Origin of the sequence: Cerasicoccus maritimus (genome assembly GCA_031296935.1) — a bacterium.
Classification (GTDB): domain Bacteria; phylum Verrucomicrobiota; class Verrucomicrobiia; order Opitutales; family Cerasicoccaceae; genus Cerasicoccus; species Cerasicoccus maritimus.
On sequence record JAVDPD010000014.1, the window covers coordinates 25,430 to 45,595 of the forward strand.

Below are 20,166 nucleotides of genomic sequence, written 5' to 3' on the forward strand. Positions count from 1 at the left end.
AGGATGGTGGCATCGAATTTGGGAAGCAATTTTCTTAGCGAACGCTAAAGCCAAGTGTGGAAATACGCTAGCATTTTCATCATCTGCGCTACGCCGATGACTTCCTCATCATGACCAAAACACGGGCCGAAGCGCTCGCGGTCATGGCGAAAGTCACCGAGCTGCTCGAAGCGCGCCTCAAGCTGATCGTCAACCAAGACAAAAGCAAAGTGGCTCCCTTGAAGGAATGCTCCTTCCTGGGCTTCCAAATCAACCGGAAGAAAATCCGGCGCACCGACCAAGCGATACAACGGTTCAAAACGCGGATCAAGGACATCACCGCCCGCAGTCGTGGCGGCTCAATGTGGCAACGCCTCAACGAGCTGCGCCAGTGCGCGGTCGGCTGGTTCCATTACTTCAAAATAGGCCTAGCCTATGCTGAAGCTCTCCGTCTGGACCAATGGATGCGCCGAAGGGTGCGCCTGTGCTTCTGGAAGAACTGGAAGTGGGCCCGAACGCGTAGGCCTCTGGCGCTTGTCCCGAAACTCACTGGTCTGCCAAGCCCTCAACGACCAACACCTCAAAAACCAAGGCGTCCCGTCTCTGCGGGACCTCTGGGTCGTCTTCAAATACGGCGAGAAGGCCAAAACCTAATCGCCGGTCACTGTCTCTTCGGAACCGCCGTGATACGGACCCGTATGTCCGGTGGTGTGAGAGCGGGGGGAGTCAATGCCCCTCGCTACTCGATTGGCTCTTCATTTTTGGAGCATTTCATCTAATTGGTCGAGGCAATAACGCTTGCCACCTACGTCAAACGAAACCCCTTCTGTGATATCATACTGCTTGAGCACAGCAACTGCCTCGATTAGAATTCTGTTTGTTGCGTTCGGTGATTCATAGCTCAGGTCAACATTCCAACCGCTATTTCCCGTTCCAGATCCAGAGACATCTCCGTATCCTTCAATTCTTTCAAAGATTCCATCTTCTATTTTGTCCAACCCACACGGTAATGGCTCAGTCCCGTAGATGAATATGTAAAGGTCTTCTTTCATTCAGTTCTTAGCCAACGCCAAGCTTTCACATGGACGGTAGCGCAGCTACCGGAATTGTGAACAGCGTCTTGTGTGTGCCCGTCATGGGCGCGTTGTCATGGGGTTCAAGTCCCCTGTTCATGAACTCAGATAAACTCCAAGAACTAGCTGATGGCAACTGCGTAATCGTGAGGTTACGTGGGAAGGAAGCCTATGGCAAAGATATGAGCCCACGGACAGTAACGTCATATAAGGCCGACGATGCGGGTGAGCTGGCACTACCGAGGAACGTAGTGACGACACTCGCCAGCGAAGCGCCAGCAGAACACACAGCGAAATCCGGAGTTCAATGCAGGAGGTAAACCACGGGGTTGTGTATCGGAACAACGCGTTCTTACCCGGGGAGGCCTCGCGATCGTGCGATGTCGGTTTCAATCGACCAGCAAATCATCGCGGTTGTGGCGGCAACGTCATGATTGTATCGCGAGGAGTCAGCCGAGATCATAGTAGCTGCCGGAAGCAAGCCAGGAGTAGCCGCCGACGGGTGACCCGTCCGGTGAAGAGTCTGGAAGCCTTGACCGCAGTGAAGGATCGAACCGGAGGGGCAGTAGGTGACTGTCAGAGTCTCTGTTCGCAGGCGGCTTTGGCACGGAGAATAAATGCTGCTTTATTCCTCGGAACCGTCCGGAACCGCCGGATACGGACCCGTATGTCCGGTGGTGTGGGAGCGGGGGTCAGCGATGGCCCTCGCTACCCGATTATGATTCCTGTTTCCATGCTTTGACGACCTTAAGATGCCAGACCTCTGAATTAACAGAACTAGATACCTGAATCATTCTGTCTAGTTCAACTTCATCCGGGTCTGAAAACTGCAACCCGAGGAGAATGTCCTCCGATTCTGTAATTGATGAGCGAAAGTCCAAAATAGCTTTGATGACAACGGGCATGAGTTCCTCAACAATGTTAACGTTCTCTGATGAATCGTGGCTCCGCTCCCACATTTCATGAACTATATGCTCGATTGAATCGAACTCTTTCAGATCAGTATAGAAATGCGCCCACTCGCAGGCACTCACTTCCGCATAAAGCGATATGTCCGGCCTATTGCGCTGGTAGTCTTTGAGCAGGTCCGGGTGATCCTGAAGGAGTATGAGAGTTTCTTTCTCAGATTCATTTAGTTTGTGAACGAGTCCTGGAAGATCTCTCTTGGTATTTACTGCACAGGCGATACTGCGTAGCCCAGAAGCTGCAAACAGGGAGAAACTGTATATTTCAGAACCTGATAAATCGATACTAGCTTTTTCCCAAGCGGACTTCATTCCGCTGGATAATAGCTCAAAAATCATTGCCCTAGATTTTTCCGTGTTCATTTTATAACGATGAGTGCACTCGCGGCGCGTTAGCGACGTTGAGTGACACGACTGGTTATGCTTAGCTTGCGTCCCATGTGCAATGCTTCTTTCCGTTTCGAGTGAAGAGGTAAATCGAGATATCATAATTTCCATCTTCTATCGAGGTGATTGGCTTCTCGGCCAAGTAATTCTCCCAGATGTCGCTCAGATCTGAATTCTCTTGGTCTTCTTTTGCAAAGCTGCTGATAAATTCCTCTTTATTGGTGAAATCCACCTTTGAGGCAATCTTCTCGAACACGCAGTAGTCGCCATCCCTGAAGGGCCAACACCGATCTTGCCAAGTCGGCAAAGCTGGGGTGCGAAAAACTATCTCTTCTTTTTGTTCATCGGTGCCTTCGAATGCTTCATTTGTTTCGATTTCTAATTCTTTCAGCTTTCCTTCGCTCAGGCAGGCTTCGCATATGCAATCGATGTCTTTTGCTCCATAAAAACCACCACCGTCGAACCAGATTCCTTCTTTCCCGCACACAGAACACGACTTCACTCCATCGGTTCGGAACGCAAAGTTCTGTGGATTACGGAAATACCTGAATTCTATTTTTTGGATAACGTGGAGAGTAGCTGACCGTCATGGAGCGCCGTAAGGCGCGGAATGAAGGGTCAGCTATCTCGTCTTGTTAGCTTCTCTGTATGGTGGTTTTAATATTCTGATTCTTTAAGAATTTCGTTGTGACACCAGCAAGGCGCTGGGATGCAGCTATAAGTGAATGGAGAAGAATAGGCTTCACTTGTGAGAACGGAAGCCTTTCGAATATGAGAAAATTTGCATCTGATGGACGACTAGCACCGTAGCGCACACCATTTTCGTCTAGCCATGAACCACCCCAGAGAGTGTATGTAACATCTGGATGGAACATGTCATATTTATTTCCTTCATCATCAGTGTCCATTATAAGGTCAATTTTTCGCCATACGAGGTGGTGCTGAATTGCGCTACGATGCGGGTAGCGGCCTAGCGAGCCAGTATTGTCCGAGTACCCAGAATCCCTCAGGAACTGCTGGAAGATGGTATCAATCTCCTTGAGGTGCTCTGCAAGCTTAACGTAATCCTCTGGCGAGTTAAGTGGCATATTTCAGCTAACTATGAGCTCTGGCGCGGCGCGTTAGCGACGTTGTCCAGTAGCGACTGGTTCGGCCTCCTTGGATAGTTTTCGTAGTAGGCGAGTGAGACGGCCTGCTTGCTTCTTCACGACATTCCATTCCCATAGGTCTGGCGACTCCAAGTCTGGGCAAGTGCTAAACCATTCCTTTGCTCTCGATTCTGAATTCACTGTAACCCGACATTCGATCTCTGGATCATTCCGAAAATTACACTGGAGCGAAATTAGTCCCCATCCTTCGATTGAGTATCGGTGCGTATGGCCTTCGACTGCACCTGGCTTTAATTCTATTCTCTTTTCTCGGAGATGTCCCTTGGCCTCTGGGTAATAGATTGAGTATTGGTGAAATTTCTTCTCCTCAAATTCTTTTCTCAGAACGTCCACTGACTCAAACTGCCTGATCGACTTATCGAAGTCGGAATAGGACTCCGTCACGACAGGATTCCCTTCTTGGAATACCGACTCAAGTAGCTTGTAGAGCTGTGGTAGTTGGATGTTCTGTGTGGTCTGCATTATATTTCGCCGAACGCTAAGAGTAGCTGACCGTCATGGAGCGCCGCAAGGCGCGGAATGAAGGGTCAGCTATCTCGTCTGGTTCTACTGCCCGCTCAGCGGATTTCCGCGTGATGGGAGTTCCTGTATGTATGATTCTAGTTGATCTGCATCGCATATCTTGGATATCTCAATATCAACGACTTCCATAAATGCAATGCTTCCGAGATCATAAAATTTATCTTTTTCAATGGGAGTTAAGTCGCGATTCAGCTTGTTGGCGCAATCAGCAATTAGACCATTAGCGTATTGCTTAAAGATATCATCATATGTGCGAGCATTTTTCATATCTTGTAGAACGTCGAGGTGTCTCAAGACTGAAGCGCGGAGCGCGAAAGGAATTGAGACCACCGGCTAGTTCGCATTTCTGGTTTAGAGTGTGATTGGAGTATAGGCCAAGGCTTTATCGACCACCTGTGCCGCTGTCATTTTTTCTTCTGGGTAGAATATTAGGTCTGAAACGTTTGGGTCTGGAACATTCTCCTCTAGGACTTCAATCATTCGATCTATTTCATTTTCTGATCCTTCTGCATTCTCTATTCTTTCAACGAGAGCGATCAGTTCTTCCCTAGTTAGTTTCGGTTTCATTTTCTTCTGCGAACTATTAGTTATGCGACATATTTATGTCGCATAAGTGAATGGTGTAAAGGGTTGATGGTGGTCATTGGGCCCCTGTTTCTGAGGGGACATGGTGCCTGCTGCTGGAATATGTGATTATGCTAAAGGGGACGATTTGTCCCCCTGCACTTATTGGGCAATTTGCTACTCCTTCCTCTCTAAGTGGCCGCCAAATTGGAAGCGCCAATGGCCAGACTCGCAGTCAGGTCGGTGGCCCGGACTTGCTCGCGCTGCTGCGCCCCTCGGCAAGGAACGCGTCTTTGCCCGTATGCGCCACTTTACCGCCATGCAGGAAGCACGCTGACGAACGCACTATTGTGTTGGCGTCGCAAACGTAAGGTTAGTTGTGGCGCGACTCCTCTAAGGGTTCCGACGCAACCGCCCCCTCAACGCGAGTCCCTATCTGCGACCCCAACTCGGCAGACCAAGCCCGCCCTACAACGCCTCCGCCCTCACCGGCGGGGGCGTTTTTTTGCGCCCGCTCGCCACGCCCCGGAAAAGCCTACGTAGGAAACTCGCAAAAGCCTACGTAGGAAACTTGGAAAAGCCTATACGGTTGTTTCCAAAAAGCCTACGTAGGAAACTCAAAAAGAACCGCTCGGTTCTTTCCTCAGTACAGCATCGGTTGTCGACCAAGTACAGCCACTGTTGTTGCTCCAGTACAGCAGCGGTTCTTTTTGAGAACACAGGTGTGGGTTTTGCATGGGCAATTTTAGATCTCCCAGTAGCAATACATCGCTTGTGTCGCTGAGCATTGGCTCACTATTTCACAAAGGCATCCAAACGCTGGATCCTTTTACGCGAAAGATTTTATTGGCGCCCGCCTAGTCGGTTTTCTATTTCATGTGTATGATCGACGATCCTTGGGCATACCGCGACATCATCATCGACCACGGGCACCATCCGCGGCACCAGGGCTTGCTCGACCCTGCGGACATTGCAGGCGAAGGCGCCAATCCAGATCGCGGTGACGTGGTGAAGCTGACACTGCGCCTGGCCGATGGCGTGATCAGCGAGGTCGGTTTCGAGTCCTCGGGCAGCACGGTGTTGACCGCCTCTTGCTCGCTACTTGGCGATGTGGTGTGTGGCCTAATTCCGGTGGACGCCCAAGCCCGCGCCGAGCGGTTGATCGAGCTCGTGACCGGCCCGGATGACGATGGCTGGGACGCTTTTGGCGAAGCCGAGGCGCTGCGGGGCATCAAGCAAAACCCCGCCCGCGTGCAATGCGGCGTGCTTCCCTGGCGCACGTTGATCCAGGTTTTGGCGGCCAAGGGCTAGGGACATTCATCTTGTATCTTGATTGCTGCTAACGCTGCCCCAACGGGGCTGCGCAAGAATAGCCCAGGGTTAAAGCGAACCGCTTGCGGGAAGCGCTACCCTGGGAACCGGATGCTTGGTTATCTCCCTGCCCCAACGGGGCTGCGTAAGATGTCGTTTTGCGCAATCCCGTTGGGATAGGCGATTTACTTATTCGAATTCCCAGGGTAGGCATTCAGTCGCTCTGCGGCCTCAAGCCAACCCTGGGCTATTGATGCGTAGCCCCGTTGGGGCAAAATCACTGAAAGTTGAATGTCCGTTAGCCCTAGAAAATTGCCGGTGGAGTGACGCCATGTGAGGGCCTTTTTGTGCATGGCTTTCGGGGGCGTTTGACCGGTTTTCGCATAGATTTTTTGCTTTAAGTGACGGCAGCGTGAAAATCGGCGGGCAAATTGCTTTTCCGGTTGGGAAATGCCGAAATCCAGACATGTTGCGCTGCTGATGGTAACGTTTTGCCGCGTATTGCTACTGCTGGGGCTGTTGTCTGTGACAACCGCCAAGGCCGCGTTTATTCAAATGCCGCCGACGATGCAGGAGACGTTGCAGCTGGGGGTGACGTCGTTCACTGAGGGCAAATACGACGAGGCGGCGCAGGCTTTTGAACACTTGGCGGAAAAATATGGCGCTGAGCATCAATACCAGCCGCTGATTCCCACGCTGCTCCCGATCCACGGCTATGCTTGCCAAATGAGCGACCGGCCGGATGACGCAATAAAGCTGTATTTGCAGTTTCTCGCTTTGGACAACCAGCCCGAGTCGCGGCGGGCGTTTGTGCTCTTTAGCCTCGCGCAGGCCTATCAAGCTGATGGCGAGTTCGACAAAGCCGTCGAGACCTACCAGGAGTTTATCGAGACCAAGCCGGATTCACCCGAAGCCGTGCTCAGCGCGATGCGCCAGGCCGAGCTCTACTTCGACTCCGATGACGATCAAAAGGGGATCGACCGGCTGATAGGTTTTGCCGCCAGTGAACGCGTCCCGCCGACCTTGGGCGCGCAGGCCCAGCTCCGCGCCTTGCAGAAGGCGCTGGAGTTGCATGATTTTCCGCAGGCGCAGAGCATTTTGTTTGGCTACGACTGGCAGGTGGAGGTCATGCCCGAGTTGGCCGTGCTGACCTTTGGCGCGCTGGAGGTGGGCAATCATCTGCTGGATCAGGGCAAGTTCGAAGACGCCATTCGCGCCTACCGTCTGGTGACGCCGCGCACGCTGTTGGTGGCTGCGCAAAACGCGCGTTTGCAGGGCCTGCAAAACGCCTGGACCGAGAAGCAGCGCGATGCGGGCGACGGCCATCACTCGGAAGCCATTTGGAACGACTACTACCGTGGACTCATGGCGCGGGTGCAGGCTCAGTTGGAGAGCCTCGAATCATCGGAGGACTTCACGCCCGGCTTCCAAATGCGCCTTGGGCAGGCTTTCCTCATGGCCGAGCGCGCGCGCGAAGCCTACTTGGTTTTTGAGCTGCTGGCCGACGATGAATCGCTGGATGACAGCCTCCGCGGCTCGGCGCACTACCGCTGGATTCTGTCCGCGAACGCCTTGGAAAATTGGGACGACTCGCTGCGCATCGCGCGGTTGTTTTTAGACCGCTACCCGAACCACCCGGAGGCACCGTCGGCGATCTTCCTGATCTCGGTGGCTTACCAGGAGCTCAAGGATTACCGGAAAGCAGTCGAGGTGCTCACCGAGCTGCTCGACGCATATCCGAACCACCGCCTGGTGCCGCGCTGGACGTTCAGCCGGGGCTACAACTCGCTGCTGGCGCAGGATTACCCGCCGGCGCGCGTGGACTTCGAGGCCTGTATGGCCACGAATCCCGGGCCGCTGCTCGCCGCGCAATGCCGTCTGTGGGACGCGATGAGCTATTTCTTTGCCCGCGATTACGGCGTGGCCATTGGCAAGTTTGACGCAGCGATTGACGCGACCGATCAGCAGAACCCGTATTACCCGGAGCTGGTTTACCGCCGCGCGCAGACGCTCTACTCGGACCGCAAATACCCCGAGGCGCTCGTGGCCACGGATGACTTTATTAAGCGCTACCCGGACAACTTGCGCACGCCGGAGGCTCGCGTTCTTCGTGGCGACATCCTGATGGGCGAGGGGCGTCTGCTCGAGGCCTCAAATCAGTTTGCCCGGGTGGGGCCCGACGCGGGCGCGCTCTTTACCTACGCAGTCTTCCAGCGCGGCAAAATTCAGAAAGCCATGGAGGCCTACGATCTGATGATCGAGCACTTTACGGACTTCGTGCGTCGCGAGGACGTGGAGGACAAGGTGCGCATCGCCGAGGCGCTTTACTGGATTGGCTGGGCCTACGAGCGCAAAGGCGAGCCCGAGCGCGCGTTCCCGCTGTTTGTTGAGGCGCTCGCCGTGCATGGCAACGAGGTCAAGGCCGGCGAGACGATTGCTATTTTGCAGGCGCTGCATGGGCAGCACACGCAGTATCACCGTGGCGAGTTGTTGCTCTCCAATGCCGATGGCGACGCGATGGGGCTGCTGACCACGCCCGACTTCATGGAGTGGCTGGAGAACCAGCACAAGGTGGCCGTCGAGCGCAAGGAATGGACTTGGATGGCGCGGCTAAATCTCTACCGAGCGCAGCTGTACCGCAAGGTGCGCGACGAAGAGCGCGCCGGCAATGCGGTCTTTGAAATCGTTAACAAGGCGCCGACCAAGGACCTCGATCCTGAGGCGCTGGCCGCAGCAGGCAGCTTTTTAACGGACCTCGAAATCGAATCGGCGGACGAGTATTTTGACTACTTGATCGAAGAGTATCCGAAGAGCGCGCAGCTCGGCGCCGCTTACTACGGGATGGCGCGGCTGGCCGTGATGGATGGGGACCTCGCCGCCGCTGAGGCCTGGTTGAACCGCTTTGAGCTGGAGACTGCTTACCACCCGGCAGGCAACGACGCCAAACTGCTGCGCGGTCAGCTCCTGGTAAAGCTCAACCGGCCGGACCAGGCAATCGACGTATTGGAGGGCCTGCTGCGCCTCAAAACGGCGCGGGGTCGCCCGCATGCCAAGGCGCTGCTCGGCATTGCGCAGGCCTACGAACTAAAAAACGAGCCGGATAAAGCCATTGCTTATTACCAACGCGTTTACACGCTCTACCGCGCCTATCCGGAGGAGATTGTGCAGGCCTATGTCGCCAGTGCGCCGCTGTTTGAAGCGCGGGGAGATTTGCGCGCGGCTTACAATTCCTGGTCGGAACTGGCAGCCGATCCACGGCTTGAAGACTTTGAGGAAGCACAAGCGCTGGCCGCCGAAGCCATGACGCGCCTGGAGCCGATTTTGCCACCAGAGCCTGAAGCTGTTACGGCCGAGGTTGAGGCGCAACCGACCACGGAAGAGGAGGCGTCGCTATGAAGATTTTTCTGATCGCATGGGTGCTGGCTTTAGCGGCTATTGCACTGCCGGCCATGACGCTTGAGCAGGCGCAGGCATCGCTGAATCAATCGCAGGGCTTGGTGCTCAAGGGGCGGCGTCCGCTGAGTGGCAAGGTGATGGGCATTGTCGATGATCAACTGGTGTTCCGCGCCGCGCGAGCAGGTGGCACGCTCGATTACCGCTACGATATCGAAGAGGTCGAGCGCATTCAGTTTCCGGGTAACGACGTGGCTTACGCCGCGCAGCAAGCCATGCGCAACAGCGAGGATGCCGAGGCGCTCATGCTGATGAAGGCCATGTTTGCGCAGCGCGGCAGTTACTTGAAATACCTGACGCCGGGCGAGCATGCATTCTTCTATCAGTATGCGGAGTTGGAGTTCGAGCAGGGCGACCCCTACGTGGCTGTGGCGGCTGGCATCGCGCTGCAAGATGCAGTCACCGACCCCGTGCTGCTTCGCAAAGTCGATGACTTGGTGCTACTCGGGCACTATCAATTGCCGCTGAAAGAAAACGCGCGTGAGCTCGCGGAAAAGTGGGTTGCCGAAACGCAGGGGTATGGCCCCTCGGCGCTGGGCTACTACGTGCTCGGGCAGCTGGATTTCGATGCGGAAGAATACGATGCCGCACTCTGGCGCGCGTTGCGACCGGTGACGTTCAGCAGCCAGTTCCCCATGGATTATTTGAACTACTGCTACGCGCTGGCCATCGCTTCTTGCATCGAGCTCGAGCTCCCGGAGGAGGAGCAAAAGCTCCGCGCCGAAATGACCGACCGAGGCTTTAGTTGGCCGAAAATCGAGGTCCTCGCCGCCTACGAAACGTCGGCACCTACAACTTTAAAAAACGAACCTGACACACCATGACCGTATCCAAAATCACCAACCGCGCCTTCTTCCTGGGCTGCGCCGCCCTGCTCACCGCCACCGCGCTCTACGCGCAAGAGGAGGCCGCTGCAGCGGCACCCGCGGGCAAGAGCTTGTTCGAACTGATTGGCGAAGGCGGCTGGGCGATGATCCCGCTGGGCCTTTGCTCGATCTTCATGTTTTTCCTGATCTTCTACTGCTGGAAGGAAACGGTCCGCGCGAAGTTCGTCCCCTCTGGTTTGGCTGACCAAGTTTCGCAATACTTGCAGGTGCGCCAAGTCGCGGACGCGCAAACCATTTTGCAGGGCTCAAATTCTGTGCTCGCGCGTGCTCTCTCACCGGCGCTGAGCAAGGCTCGCCCGGAGCGTCCCGATGCGAATCGTGGAAAAGTGGAAACCATCCTCGTTGAGAATCTGGAGTCGGAAGAAAACGCTGTGGGGCAGTGGGTCAATTACCTGAATGTGGTGGCTGCCGTGGCGCCGATGATCGGTCTGCTTGGTACCGTAAGCGGTATGATCAGCGCCTTCCAAACGATTGGCCAAGGCGGCATGGGACGCCCGGAGTTGCTCGCGGGCGATATCGGCGAAGCGCTCATCACGACCGCGACCGGCCTGGTGATCGGCATCCCAGCCATGGTGTTTTACTTCATCATGAAGAATCGCCTGTCGAACATGATGATCGCCACCGTGCAGACCGCGTCCAACCTGATTGATGATCTTGCCGAAGAGCCAGTTGATGCCGAAGAATAGTCCCTGATATGGTGAATGGAATTCAGGGCTATGAGCGCTCAGTCGAGCAGTTTGTTTCATCGAGTCAGCAATTGAATTTTCTGGAGACGAACCAGGATTTCCTGCCGTTTCTGCCTCCGGCGCCAGCGAGGGTCCTCGACTTGGGAGCAGGGGCGGGACAAAACTCGGCGGCCTTGGCGAACATGGGGTTTCACGTGCTGGCGATAGAGCCGATGCCAGATTTTCTACAATCGGCTCAGCGCACCTATGCTGGCTTGGGCATTGAGTGGCGGCAGGACAGTATGCCGCAGTTGAGTTCGTTGTTGGGGCTAGATAACACCTTTGAGTTTATACTGGCCGACGGCGTCTGGCATCACCTCAGCGACGAAGAGCGCAGTTTAACGTTCGAGCGATTGGCGACAGTCATGGCGAATGGCGCGAAGCTGGCGTTGAGTTTGCGTAACGGTCCGCCGGGCCTTGGTGCTCGTGTATTTCCAACGGATGTCAGGCGGACAATTGCCCAAGCGGAAGCGCATGGATTACGTTGCATTTTCCGGATCGAGAATCAACGCAGCATCTATCGGAATAAGCCAGATGTCCGTTGGGCAAGGGTGGCTTTGGAAAAGCGGCCTAACGCCAAGACGATTACTTGACTAAAATACGGATGGGGTCGCCAGCGGTTGGCTGGGGAGCCTGAGTTGGCTGGCCGACGTATTCGCCGCGATGCCAGAGTCCGCTGACGGGGGGCTTGCCGGTCGTCGGACCGAAGACCAGCGTGCCTTCGCCTTCGAAGAGGCTGTCGGCAAATTGCCCAACGTAGCGGTCGCCATTCGGAAACTCGTAAACGCCCTCGCCGTGAGGCAGGCCGCGCACGAATTCTCCAGCATAGCGCGCACTGTTGGGGTATTCGATAGAGCCCTTGCCGTGGGGAACGTCATCCTCGAAGTTGCCGTGGAACTCGCGTCCGTCGGCGTAAAGCACTTTGCCGTAGCCGTCGCGTTTTCCCTGTTTGAAATCGCCGCGAAAGATGTTGCCGTCGGCGTCGGTGAACTCTCCCTTGCCGTGCCACTTGCCGGCGAGGAATTCGCCCACGTAGCGCCCGCCTTCATCGGTGGTTTGCTTGCCGGGACCAGTTGCGTGGCCTTTTACGAAATTGGCTTCCAAGCGACCGCCCCGCGGACTCGTCACCACTGCTTTGCCTTGCGGGACGCCCCGGTCGAACTGACCTTCCACGCGTACGCCGTCCTCGTATTCGAAGACGCCCTGGCCGGCAATTTCATCGTTGAAAAACTGGCCGGTGTATTCGCCCATGCCCTGCTTGATATAGGTTCCCTGGCCGGACTTGTGTCCGTTAATCCATGCGCCGTGATAGTATTCTCGATCAGTCCGCTGCATGCCCTGGCCATGCAGCAGCCCTGTGCGAAATTCGCCTTCGGATAGCTCGCCATTGGGGCTGCGGCGCTTCCCTTCGCCGTCGAGCAGTCCGTTGACGAAGTGGCCTTCTTCGCGCGTGCCATCGGGGTGGATATAAATGCCTTTGCCTTGGATTAAACCTTGGGTGAACTCGCCCTGATAGTAGCCGCCATGCCGCCAAGTTAGTTTGCCCTGGCCGTGAAACAGGCCGTCAGCGAACTCGCCTTCGTAGCGTGAACTATCGGGTAGCTCGGCTGTGCCTTGACCGTTTTGTGGATGCTCGGAGCAACCGCAGACCAGCACGAGGAGCGTGATTAGTGAAAGGCGACTGAAAGCAACTAGCTTCACGTGAAAGATTGAAGCACAGCGCAGCGGCATTGGCAAACTGAGGTTGTGCAGAGGGGAATGTTTAATCATTTTACCTGCTGCCTTTAAGCAGTTTCGGCTCGCTTGTAAGCGTCGCCCTACCATTTGCCACACTGCCATTTGCGCACAGCGCAAATCAATCGGTCCAGCGGGACGCTGGGGAATATTTTGCGTGATAAACGCGGACGGTCTGCTTAGGCTATTGATAAGTGAAGCCCTTATCCGTAGCAGATTGGCCCCGCATTGCCTTGCCGGGGAGTCGTGTTTTTATTGGAAGCGGCGCGGCTTGCCCGCAGCTTTTAGTGGAGCACATGCTGGGCGCGCAGAATTCGCTGGCCGACATTGAGCTGGCGCACATTCGAACTTATGGGCCGACGCCGTGGATTGAAGAAAAGCGCCGACACATATTTCGCGCCAATGCATTCTTCATGGGGCCAGGCATTCGTGATGCAGTTAATGCGGGTGTGGCCGACTACACGCCCTGCTTTTTGAGCGAGCTGCCTTCCTTGTTTTTAGAAGGCGTGGTGCCGCTGCGCGCGGCGCTGGTCATGGTCTCCCCGCCAGATCGGCAGGGGTATTGCTCGCTGGGGGTCAGTGTGGATGTGGTGCATGCGGCTTGTCGTGCGGCGCAAGTGGTGGTGGCGCAGATTAATCCGCGACTACCGCGGACTTTCGGCGAAACATTCCTGCATACGAGCGAGATTGATTACTGCTTAGAGGCCGAAGCGGAGTTGCCTGAGTGGGCACCGGACTCGGCTGATGCCGTTGTGGCGGACAAAATTGGCGAATACCTCGCGCAGCTCGTTGAGGACGGGTCGACGCTGCAAGTCGGCATTGGCGACATTCCCGATCGGGCGATCCGCGCTTTAAAAGACCACAAACACCTGGGCGTGCATACCGAGATGTTTAGCGATGGCGTGCGTTCATTGATCGAGTGTGGCGCCGTGGATAACTCCGCTAAGCGCATCAACCGAGGGGATACGGTGGCTTCGTTTTGCGTTGGGTCGCGGACGCTGTATGACTTTGTCCACGAGAACGCGCACATCTCCTTCCGCCCCACGGAATACACGAACAACATCGCGCAAATCGCCAAAAACCGTAAGGTGGTGGCGATCAACAGCGCGATGGAGGTGGACTTCACCGGGCAGGTTGCGGCTTCGGTGAGTGGGCAGTTTTATAGCGGCATTGGCGGGTTGATGGACTTCACCCGTGGCGCCGTGTTGAGCCCTGATGGCTTGCCGATCATTGCGCTGCCCTCGACGGCTCAGGATGGCGCCAGCTCGCGCATTGTGCCATTCCTATCGGAGGGCGCAGGGCTTGTGGGCAGCCGTGCGGACATCCATTTCGTGGTCACGGAGTATGGAATCGCCACTTTGCGCGGTCGCAATGTGCGTGAGCGCGCATTGGAGCTGATCCAGGTTGCTCACCCGAATTTCCGCGAAGAGCTACTGCGTTCGGCGCGTGAGAGGAACCTTATTACAGCTTATGAAAAGCTTGTGCCGCGCCCGGTAAAAGAAATTGGAGGCGTCGACTTTCAACGTATTCGCATAAGGGATAGGGACTATGTGTTGCGCCCGCTTCACCCTTCTGATGAACGTAATTTGCAAGAGTTCTTTTATTCGCATACGGCAGAGACGATTCAAAAACGCTATGGTTATAGCGTTCAGCGTATGTCTCGCGAGCGTGCGAGTGAACTAGTGGGCGTGGATCAGGAAAAGGATTTGGCCTTGGGTGTGTTTGAGCGTCGTGGTCCGCGCCAACGACTGCGCGCAGTAGGTCGCTATTACTTGGAGGAAGATGGGCAAACAGCCGAAGTTGCCTTTGTGGTGCATGAAGAGATGCGTCGCCACGGAATGGGTAGCCTCTTGCTGCAGCGGATGATGGCCATTGCCGGGCGGCGGGGACTGGACTCCTTATGGGCGCTCGTCTCTCCAGATAATACGCCGATGCTGCGTCTGTTTGAAAAGCATGAGGGCAAGCGGGTAGGTGGAATTTCCGATGGGATGGTTCATATTCGGATACCCCTTAGTTCCAATAAATGAATAAGCTTATCGCGTAGAATTAATAAAAGATAAGCAGAAATAGTGCTTGCGCAGTGCAGTGATGACCTTTTCTTTTGTGCGCTTTAATAAGCAAACCCAATCGATACTTACATGGAAATTGCAGATCAATTAAAGGCGCTTGAAGCTGAGAAAAAGGCATTGGCTGCCCGCGAAAAAGAACTCAAAGAATTGGCGAAGGAGCAAAAGGCTGCCGCCCAAAAGCTTGACCAACTTTACAAGTCCAGCGAATACGAAACGCCTAAGGCGCTCGTTGAAGCATTGATCGAGCACTTCGGCGTTACCTTCCGCGGTCGCAAGAAGGGTAGCACGAACAAGAAGTCCGAAAGCACACCGCGCCGCAAGCGCACCAAGGTGACCGCTGAACTGCGCGATGAGATCAAGGGCGAAGTCGAAAGCGGCTACTCGATGAACCAAGTCGCTAAAGCGCGCGAAATCAGCTACTCGGTTGTTTCGAAGATCTGCAAAGGCGAATACGACGAGATTTAATTTTTCATCATCCCTCCCCTGTTGAGCCCGGTGTGACGACTGTCCACCGGGCTTTTCTATGCCCAAGGCGTTGGCGCTTATGGGCTTGCTGATCGCTGTTTGCTGGCATAAGCTATGCTTAGATCTAAGTGCCATGAAGCTCGTGCAACCAATCTGTCGCGACGGGCTGACGAACGCTGACCTTGCGTTTTTGCAGTCGGTCCTGGCGCCCGACGGCTCTGCCGCCGAGGCACTCTTACTATTGCTCGCTGACCCGCCGATGCGGGACCAGCTGCTGGACGAACCGGCTGTTTTCCAAGCCGTGCTCGAACAGCCTTTGCCGATCAACATATCGCCGCGCCTGTACTTCTATGTCTTGGTGCGTCATCGCTTTCACGAATGTGGACTCGAAGATCGTAGCCTGGCGGACTATGTGGCCTCGCTGATGGCTGACTCGATGGCGGGCTCGCGCATCTTTAATTCCGGACAGGGTAGTGCGCGTCAGGCGGCTTTTTACGCTGTCGATGTCATGGCTCAGATCCAACAAGCTGGCTTTTGCGAGCGTTTCTGGTTAACGGTGTGCTTGGCGGAAAGATCCCTCGTAGTGACCGGACTGTTTCGCCCGCATGTGGACTACCGTGCGACATACCGCGGTGCGCCTGGGCTCAACTATTATGAAAACATCGGGCAGGCGCATTACCGAGCAGCAGGGGATCACCACCTCGCGCATGAGTATTGCCTGACAGATTGCTATCAGGCCCTAGGCAGCCGCTTCACGGAAGCCCGCCGCGCGCTCAATTACGTCGCCGAAACACTCACCTTCATGGGCCAAGACGGCCTCAACTAGCAGCGTGCCGCTGCACCCAGAGATTTCGCCATTGGCGAAATGCGGTGGGGCAGGATTTGTTGGAGCGAATCAGTCAACGGGTACGAAGAGCTTGCGCACGTCGCGGCGGTGGAGAAAGGTGCGTGTTTCTATCGTGCCTTGCCACTCGCGCAAGTCTTGCCAGCCCGCGAAACGGGCATACTCCCGGCGACTGATTTCCATTTCCTTTTTGAGAATCGGGACGAGTTGGTTGAGCCGTTTGCCTTTCTTAATGATCAATTTGCTGCCGGGAAGAGGGTTCACTGAAAGCCCGGAATTGGAGACGGTGATGGTGTTGGCCTGCGTGTCGAAGGCGCAAACGGATGGGGCGACACCGTAATCGTTTGCTGGCTCATCCTTTTTCAGCACACTGATATGAGCAACCATCTGACCGCAGTTGGAAAGGTAAATGATGCTGCCTGATTTATCTGCCTTATGGGGAAGTCTTTGGTAGCCCACCTCGCGAAAACCCAGTGGTAGGAGCACGTCGCCTTTCTGGCAGATGCGTCCCAGGATATGAGGCGCGATGTCGCTGCGCTGCGCTTCCATCACGTCGTAGTCCGGTGGCATCGGCTCACGGCCTTGGGGCGGCATGAAGCGCCCGAGGGCGAAGCCGAGCAGTCCATTGAAAAATCCTCCAATGCGCATCATTTCTCCAAATGAAAGCGCTCCAAGGTTTGTAGCGTAGTAGGCGGGGGGAATTTTTTCCATCGTTCTAGAGTAGCTGGATACAACTTAGTGAAAGTAATGGGCGAGCCAATAAAAAACCGCCGGGCATGAACCCGGCGGTTGGTAAATAATTCGTTGCCCCTCGGCATTTGCGCGACGCGCAAATCTATGGGTGCAGCGGCACGCTGCTAGGCGTCGAGTTGGGGGCGTGCGGGGTCCGGCCAGTCGATGTGGAAGAACTTGCCGCGCGGCGTGTCGGTGCGCTCGTAGGTGTGGGCACCGAAGAAGTCACGCTGCGACTGGAGCAGGTTCTGCGGGAGGCGGGCGCTGCGGTAGCTGTCGAAGTAGAACAGGGCGCTACCGAAGCAGGGGACCGGAATGCCGTATTCGCAAGCCGTGGCAACGACCTTGCGCCAGCTGGCCTCGAACTTGGCGACCGTTTCCTTGAAGTACGGGTCGAGGAGGAGGTTGGCCAGCTCGGGGTTGCCGTCGAAAGCGTCGGTGATCTTCTGGAGGAAGCCAGCGCGGATGATGCAGCCGCCACGCCAGATTTGTGCGATTTCGCCAAAGTTGAGCTTCCAGGAGTATTCTTCCTGGGCTGCGCGCATGAGCTGGAAGCCCTGAGCGTAGGAGCAAATCTTCGAGCAATAAAGGGCGTCGTGGATCGCGTCGATGAGGGCCTGTTTGTCGCCTTCGAACTTCTTGTTCGGGCCGGCGAGGATTTCGCTGGCGGCTACGCGCTCTTCCTTGATGGCGGATACGCAGCGGGCGAATACTGCTTCAGCGATGGTCGGCGCGGGGGTGCCCATGTCGAGTGCACTGATGGAGGTCCACTTGCCGGTACCCTTTTGGCCAGCGGTGTCGAGGACGATGTCCACGAAGTCAGCGCCGGTAGCCGGGTCCTTCTGAGCAAGAACTTCTGCGGTGATTTCGACGAGGAAAGAGTCGAGGAGGCCGTCGTCCCACTTCTTGAAGATTTCAGCCATTTCCGGAGCGGAGAGGCCGAGGAGGTTCTTCATGAGGTCGTAGGCTTCGCAGATCATCTGCATATCGCCGTATTCGATGCCGTTGTGAACCATCTTCACGTAGTGGCCGGCGCCGTTTTCACCGATGTAGGCGGTGCAGGGCACGCCACCTTCGACGGGCTTGCCGGGGGCAGCGCCTTCGAGCGGCTTGCCGGTCTCGGCGTCCACCTTGGCGGCGACAGCTTCCCAGATCGGCTGAAGTTCCTTGTAGGCGGATTCCTTACCGCCGGGCATGAGGCTCGGGCCGAAGCGTGCGCCCTCTTCACCGCCGGAAACGCCGCTGCCAATGAAGCGCAGGCCCTTTTCGGTGAGATCCTTTTCGCGGCGGATGGTGTCCATCCAGTAGGCGTTGCCGCCATCGATAATGATGTCGTCCTTTTCGAGCAGCGGGATTAGGCCGTCGATCACGGCGTCCGTTGCGCGGCCGGCCTGAACGAGGATGATGATCTTGCGGGGGCGCTTGAGGCTCGCGACGAACTCCTCGAGAGTCGGGCTGCCGACGAGGCCACCGGGGGTGTCCGGGTGCTTGGCCACGAATTCTTCCATCTTCGAGGTCGTGCGGTTGTAGACCGAGATTTGGAAGCCGTGGTCGGCGATGTTGAGCGCGAGGTTCTGACCCATGACGGCGAGGCCGATGAGTCCGATGTCGGAGCTTGCTTCTGGCATAGTAAACTTACACGTGTTGGGTGGTAGTTGTCGCCGTCTGGGTTAGGCGGCGAAATGGAAAGTGTGCAGTTTTCTAATCTTACCCATATTCTGCAATAAAAAAGCGCGGACCTGGGCACTTGCGGGATGAAAACTATTCATGCAGTCCATGATGATTTGTCGCTTTTAGTTCATGTAGTGATTGGACTATTCTTAGCAGTAGGTGTGTTTGTCCAGATCGGCTGCGCGGCTATGCCGATGGCCGGAGCCTGCGTTCTGCGAGTGCCTTTCCCGAGTTGTCTGAGAGGGCGTCTAAAAAGTCTGATCGAGTCGGCGAGATGTATTCGAGAGGCAAAATTTCGGCTTCTGAATCGAGGCGAAACCAGTTTCGTCGAGATGAAGAAATGATATTTTGGCCTCGGAGGCGCTCTCCGACGAAGACCACTTGAGTTTTTAGACGCCCTCTTAGGTAAAATTTGCTGGGTTTCAGATCAGGTGTACGGGTAAATTCTATCCCCAGATCGACTGACTGATTAAACAAGATTTCATCACTTTAGGGAACTTCGATTCATTTTCTATGAGCGAGACGAAAGTGATTTAGATTTTGAGCGGTGCCGCTCAGTTCGAGGCTGGGCTTCGAGCCCAGGCATCAAACAGAGCGCTTTGCCTGCCTTTCAATGGTTGGGCGATCTCGTCTTATGGGAGGTTAACCGAAGTGCCCTTTAACAGCAATGTGATTGCCGAAACCGTGCACTGGAACGCTTTTTGTTGTAATTTATGGTCAATGCGGCTTAACTGTGAGGCTGTTTAACTTCAAATCTGCTGGTCATGATAGAAGGTGTATTTTGGTTAACTTTTTCCATACTCTCAATCGGCTCTGCCGCATTGGGCTGCTATCTGGTGTTCGCACCTCGTGACGCGTTGGCCGTGCGTTATCAGAATTACATGCTCGCGAAGACCATGCGTCCGCTGAAGGACGAGGATTTTGGCCACCTTCCTAAGATTGTATGGGGATTGAAGGGTGCCGGACTGCTTTGCCTCTCTCTAAGTGCAGGCATGATTGTGGGGGTTTCGCTTTTCCGCTAAGGTAGCCAGGGGATATTTGAACGACCAAAGGCGATGGGTTGCACATCGCTTTTTTTGTTGGTCAAGATTTAGAGGTGGATGCTTTTTGTGCGACCAGACACTGGTTAGATCGTTCGCTATTTGCGCTTTAGGATGCTTCTACACGCCACCGCCATTGCTTAAGACTCGTGGGGCGATAGTTCTGCTTTTGATAGAACGCCTCTGCCGGTGGATTATGCATGTCGGCAAGGAGCTGGAGGCGGTGGTAGCCTTTGACTTCGGCGGTGGCCTTCAGGTGATCCATCATTTGGCGACCGACGCCTTTGCCGCGAAAACTATAGTGCACGACGACGTCTTCGATCAGCCCAACGACACCACCCTCGGTCGTGGAAATTAGCTCTTGGATGGTTGCCATTGCGGCGACCACGCCGCTGACTTCGGCAACGAGGATATATGCGTCTGGCTTATCGAGGAGAAGTTTGAGGCCAGTGCGTTGTTTTTCGGCATTAAAGGCGAAATCGCGCTCAACTTTGGTGAGTTGACGGAGCAGTTCGACCAGCGCATTGAGGTCGGATTCCTGGGCTAGGCGAATGGCCATGTGGTAGTGCAAAAGCG

20 protein-coding genes are annotated in these 20,166 nt (G+C 55.4%); 10 read left to right on the plus strand and 10 right to left on the minus strand.

The features are described 5' to 3' along the window. Positions 1-110: 110 nt before the first annotated feature. A complete protein-coding gene (locus RBB62_RS20280; RefSeq protein WP_425499889.1) occupies positions 111-758 on the plus strand; it encodes a group II intron maturase-specific domain-containing protein in 648 nt (215 codons plus the stop codon). On the opposite strand, the gene RBB62_RS10385 is transcribed toward RBB62_RS20280, so the two are convergent. The 6 genes from RBB62_RS10385 to RBB62_RS10410 form a co-directional block, all read right to left on the minus strand. Next, a complete protein-coding gene (locus RBB62_RS10385) occupies positions 735-1,031 on the minus strand; it encodes a hypothetical protein (protein WP_309398738.1) in 297 nt (98 codons plus the stop codon). The two genes, RBB62_RS20280 and RBB62_RS10385, sit on opposite strands and share 24 nt — an antisense overlap. A gap of 737 nt (positions 1,032-1,768) precedes the next feature. Further along, on the minus strand, positions 1,769-2,380 hold the full coding sequence (locus tag RBB62_RS10390; RefSeq protein ID WP_309398739.1) for a hypothetical protein: 612 nt from the start codon (positions 2,378-2,380) through the stop codon (positions 1,769-1,771). Positions 2,381-2,441: 61 nt separating this feature from the next. Beyond that, positions 2,442-2,969 carry a CbrC family protein gene (locus tag RBB62_RS10395; protein WP_309398865.1) on the minus strand — a complete coding sequence of 176 codons (528 nt, stop codon included), beginning with the start codon at positions 2,967-2,969 and terminating at the stop codon, positions 2,442-2,444. A gap of 70 nt (positions 2,970-3,039) precedes the next feature. Then, complete coding sequence (locus RBB62_RS10400; RefSeq protein WP_309398740.1) at positions 3,040-3,492, minus strand: hypothetical protein; 453 nt, start codon at positions 3,490-3,492, stop codon at positions 3,040-3,042. Positions 3,493-4,119: 627 nt separating this feature from the next. Further along, positions 4,120-4,362 (minus strand): hypothetical protein, encoded by a 243-nt coding sequence (locus RBB62_RS10405; RefSeq protein ID WP_309398742.1) that lies wholly within the window; start codon positions 4,360-4,362, stop codon positions 4,120-4,122. A gap of 84 nt (positions 4,363-4,446) precedes the next feature. Beyond that, positions 4,447-4,662 carry a bacteriocin immunity protein gene (locus tag RBB62_RS10410; RefSeq protein ID WP_309398744.1) on the minus strand — a complete coding sequence of 72 codons (216 nt, stop codon included), beginning with the start codon at positions 4,660-4,662 and terminating at the stop codon, positions 4,447-4,449. Positions 4,663-5,541: 879 nt separating this feature from the next. Between RBB62_RS10410 and sufU the strand changes: the two genes are divergently transcribed. From sufU to RBB62_RS10435, 5 genes are all read left to right on the plus strand, one after another. Further along, complete coding sequence (gene sufU / locus RBB62_RS10415) at positions 5,542-5,970, plus strand: Fe-S cluster assembly sulfur transfer protein SufU (RefSeq protein WP_309398746.1); 429 nt, start codon at positions 5,542-5,544, stop codon at positions 5,968-5,970. A gap of 450 nt (positions 5,971-6,420) precedes the next feature. Continuing rightward, a complete protein-coding gene (locus RBB62_RS10420) occupies positions 6,421-9,366 on the plus strand; it encodes a tetratricopeptide repeat protein (protein WP_309398747.1) in 2,946 nt (981 codons plus the stop codon). Next, positions 9,363-10,247, plus strand: a complete 885-nt coding sequence (locus tag RBB62_RS10425; RefSeq protein ID WP_309398748.1) for a hypothetical protein — start codon at positions 9,363-9,365, stop codon at positions 10,245-10,247. Before RBB62_RS10420 ends, RBB62_RS10425 begins: the two co-directional genes overlap by 4 nt. Further along, positions 10,244-10,996: a MotA/TolQ/ExbB proton channel family protein gene (locus tag RBB62_RS10430; protein ID WP_309398749.1), complete on the plus strand. Its 753-nt coding sequence runs from the start codon at positions 10,244-10,246 to the stop codon at positions 10,994-10,996. Before RBB62_RS10425 ends, RBB62_RS10430 begins: the two co-directional genes overlap by 4 nt. An 8-nt stretch (positions 10,997-11,004) precedes the next feature. Next, the gene (locus RBB62_RS10435) at positions 11,005-11,628 is read left to right on the plus strand and encodes a class I SAM-dependent methyltransferase (RefSeq protein ID WP_309398750.1); all 624 of its coding nucleotides are present in this window, start codon (positions 11,005-11,007) and stop codon (positions 11,626-11,628) included. Here the strand turns inward: RBB62_RS10435 and RBB62_RS10440 are convergent. Continuing rightward, entirely contained in the window at positions 11,621-12,736 is a 1,116-nt protein-coding gene (locus RBB62_RS10440; protein ID WP_309398751.1) for an MORN repeat-containing protein, read from the minus strand. The genes RBB62_RS10435 and RBB62_RS10440 overlap by 8 nt on opposite strands. Before the next feature lie 227 nt (positions 12,737-12,963). Between RBB62_RS10440 and RBB62_RS10445 the strand changes: the two genes are divergently transcribed. The 3 genes from RBB62_RS10445 (at position 12,964) to RBB62_RS10455 (ending at position 16,129) form a co-directional block, all read left to right on the plus strand. Continuing rightward, complete coding sequence (locus RBB62_RS10445; protein WP_309398753.1) at positions 12,964-14,796, plus strand: GNAT family N-acetyltransferase; 1,833 nt, start codon at positions 12,964-12,966, stop codon at positions 14,794-14,796. A gap of 111 nt (positions 14,797-14,907) precedes the next feature. Further along, positions 14,908-15,303 (plus strand): hypothetical protein, encoded by a 396-nt coding sequence (locus RBB62_RS10450; RefSeq protein WP_309398755.1) that lies wholly within the window; start codon positions 14,908-14,910, stop codon positions 15,301-15,303. A gap of 133 nt (positions 15,304-15,436) precedes the next feature. Next, entirely contained in the window at positions 15,437-16,129 is a 693-nt protein-coding gene (locus tag RBB62_RS10455; protein WP_309398756.1) for a hypothetical protein, read from the plus strand. A 69-nt stretch (positions 16,130-16,198) separates the two neighbouring features. Here RBB62_RS10455 and RBB62_RS10460 read toward each other — a convergent pair whose 3' ends face one another. Both RBB62_RS10460 and gndA read right to left on the minus strand, forming a co-directional pair. Next, entirely contained in the window at positions 16,199-16,858 is a 660-nt protein-coding gene (locus RBB62_RS10460; RefSeq protein WP_309398757.1) for a hypothetical protein, read from the minus strand. A 146-nt stretch (positions 16,859-17,004) separates the two neighbouring features. After that, entirely contained in the window at positions 17,005-18,507 is a 1,503-nt protein-coding gene (gene gndA, locus RBB62_RS10465; protein ID WP_309398758.1) for an NADP-dependent phosphogluconate dehydrogenase, read from the minus strand. Between the two features lie 807 nt (positions 18,508-19,314). Between gndA and RBB62_RS10470 the strand changes: the two genes are divergently transcribed. Then, entirely contained in the window at positions 19,315-19,572 is a 258-nt protein-coding gene (locus RBB62_RS10470) for a hypothetical protein (protein ID WP_309398759.1), read from the plus strand. Positions 19,573-19,699: 127 nt separating this feature from the next. Here RBB62_RS10470 and RBB62_RS10475 read toward each other — a convergent pair whose 3' ends face one another. After that, entirely contained in the window at positions 19,700-20,149 is a 450-nt protein-coding gene (locus RBB62_RS10475) for a GNAT family N-acetyltransferase (RefSeq protein WP_309398760.1), read from the minus strand. Positions 20,150-20,166: the final 17 nt, after the last annotated feature.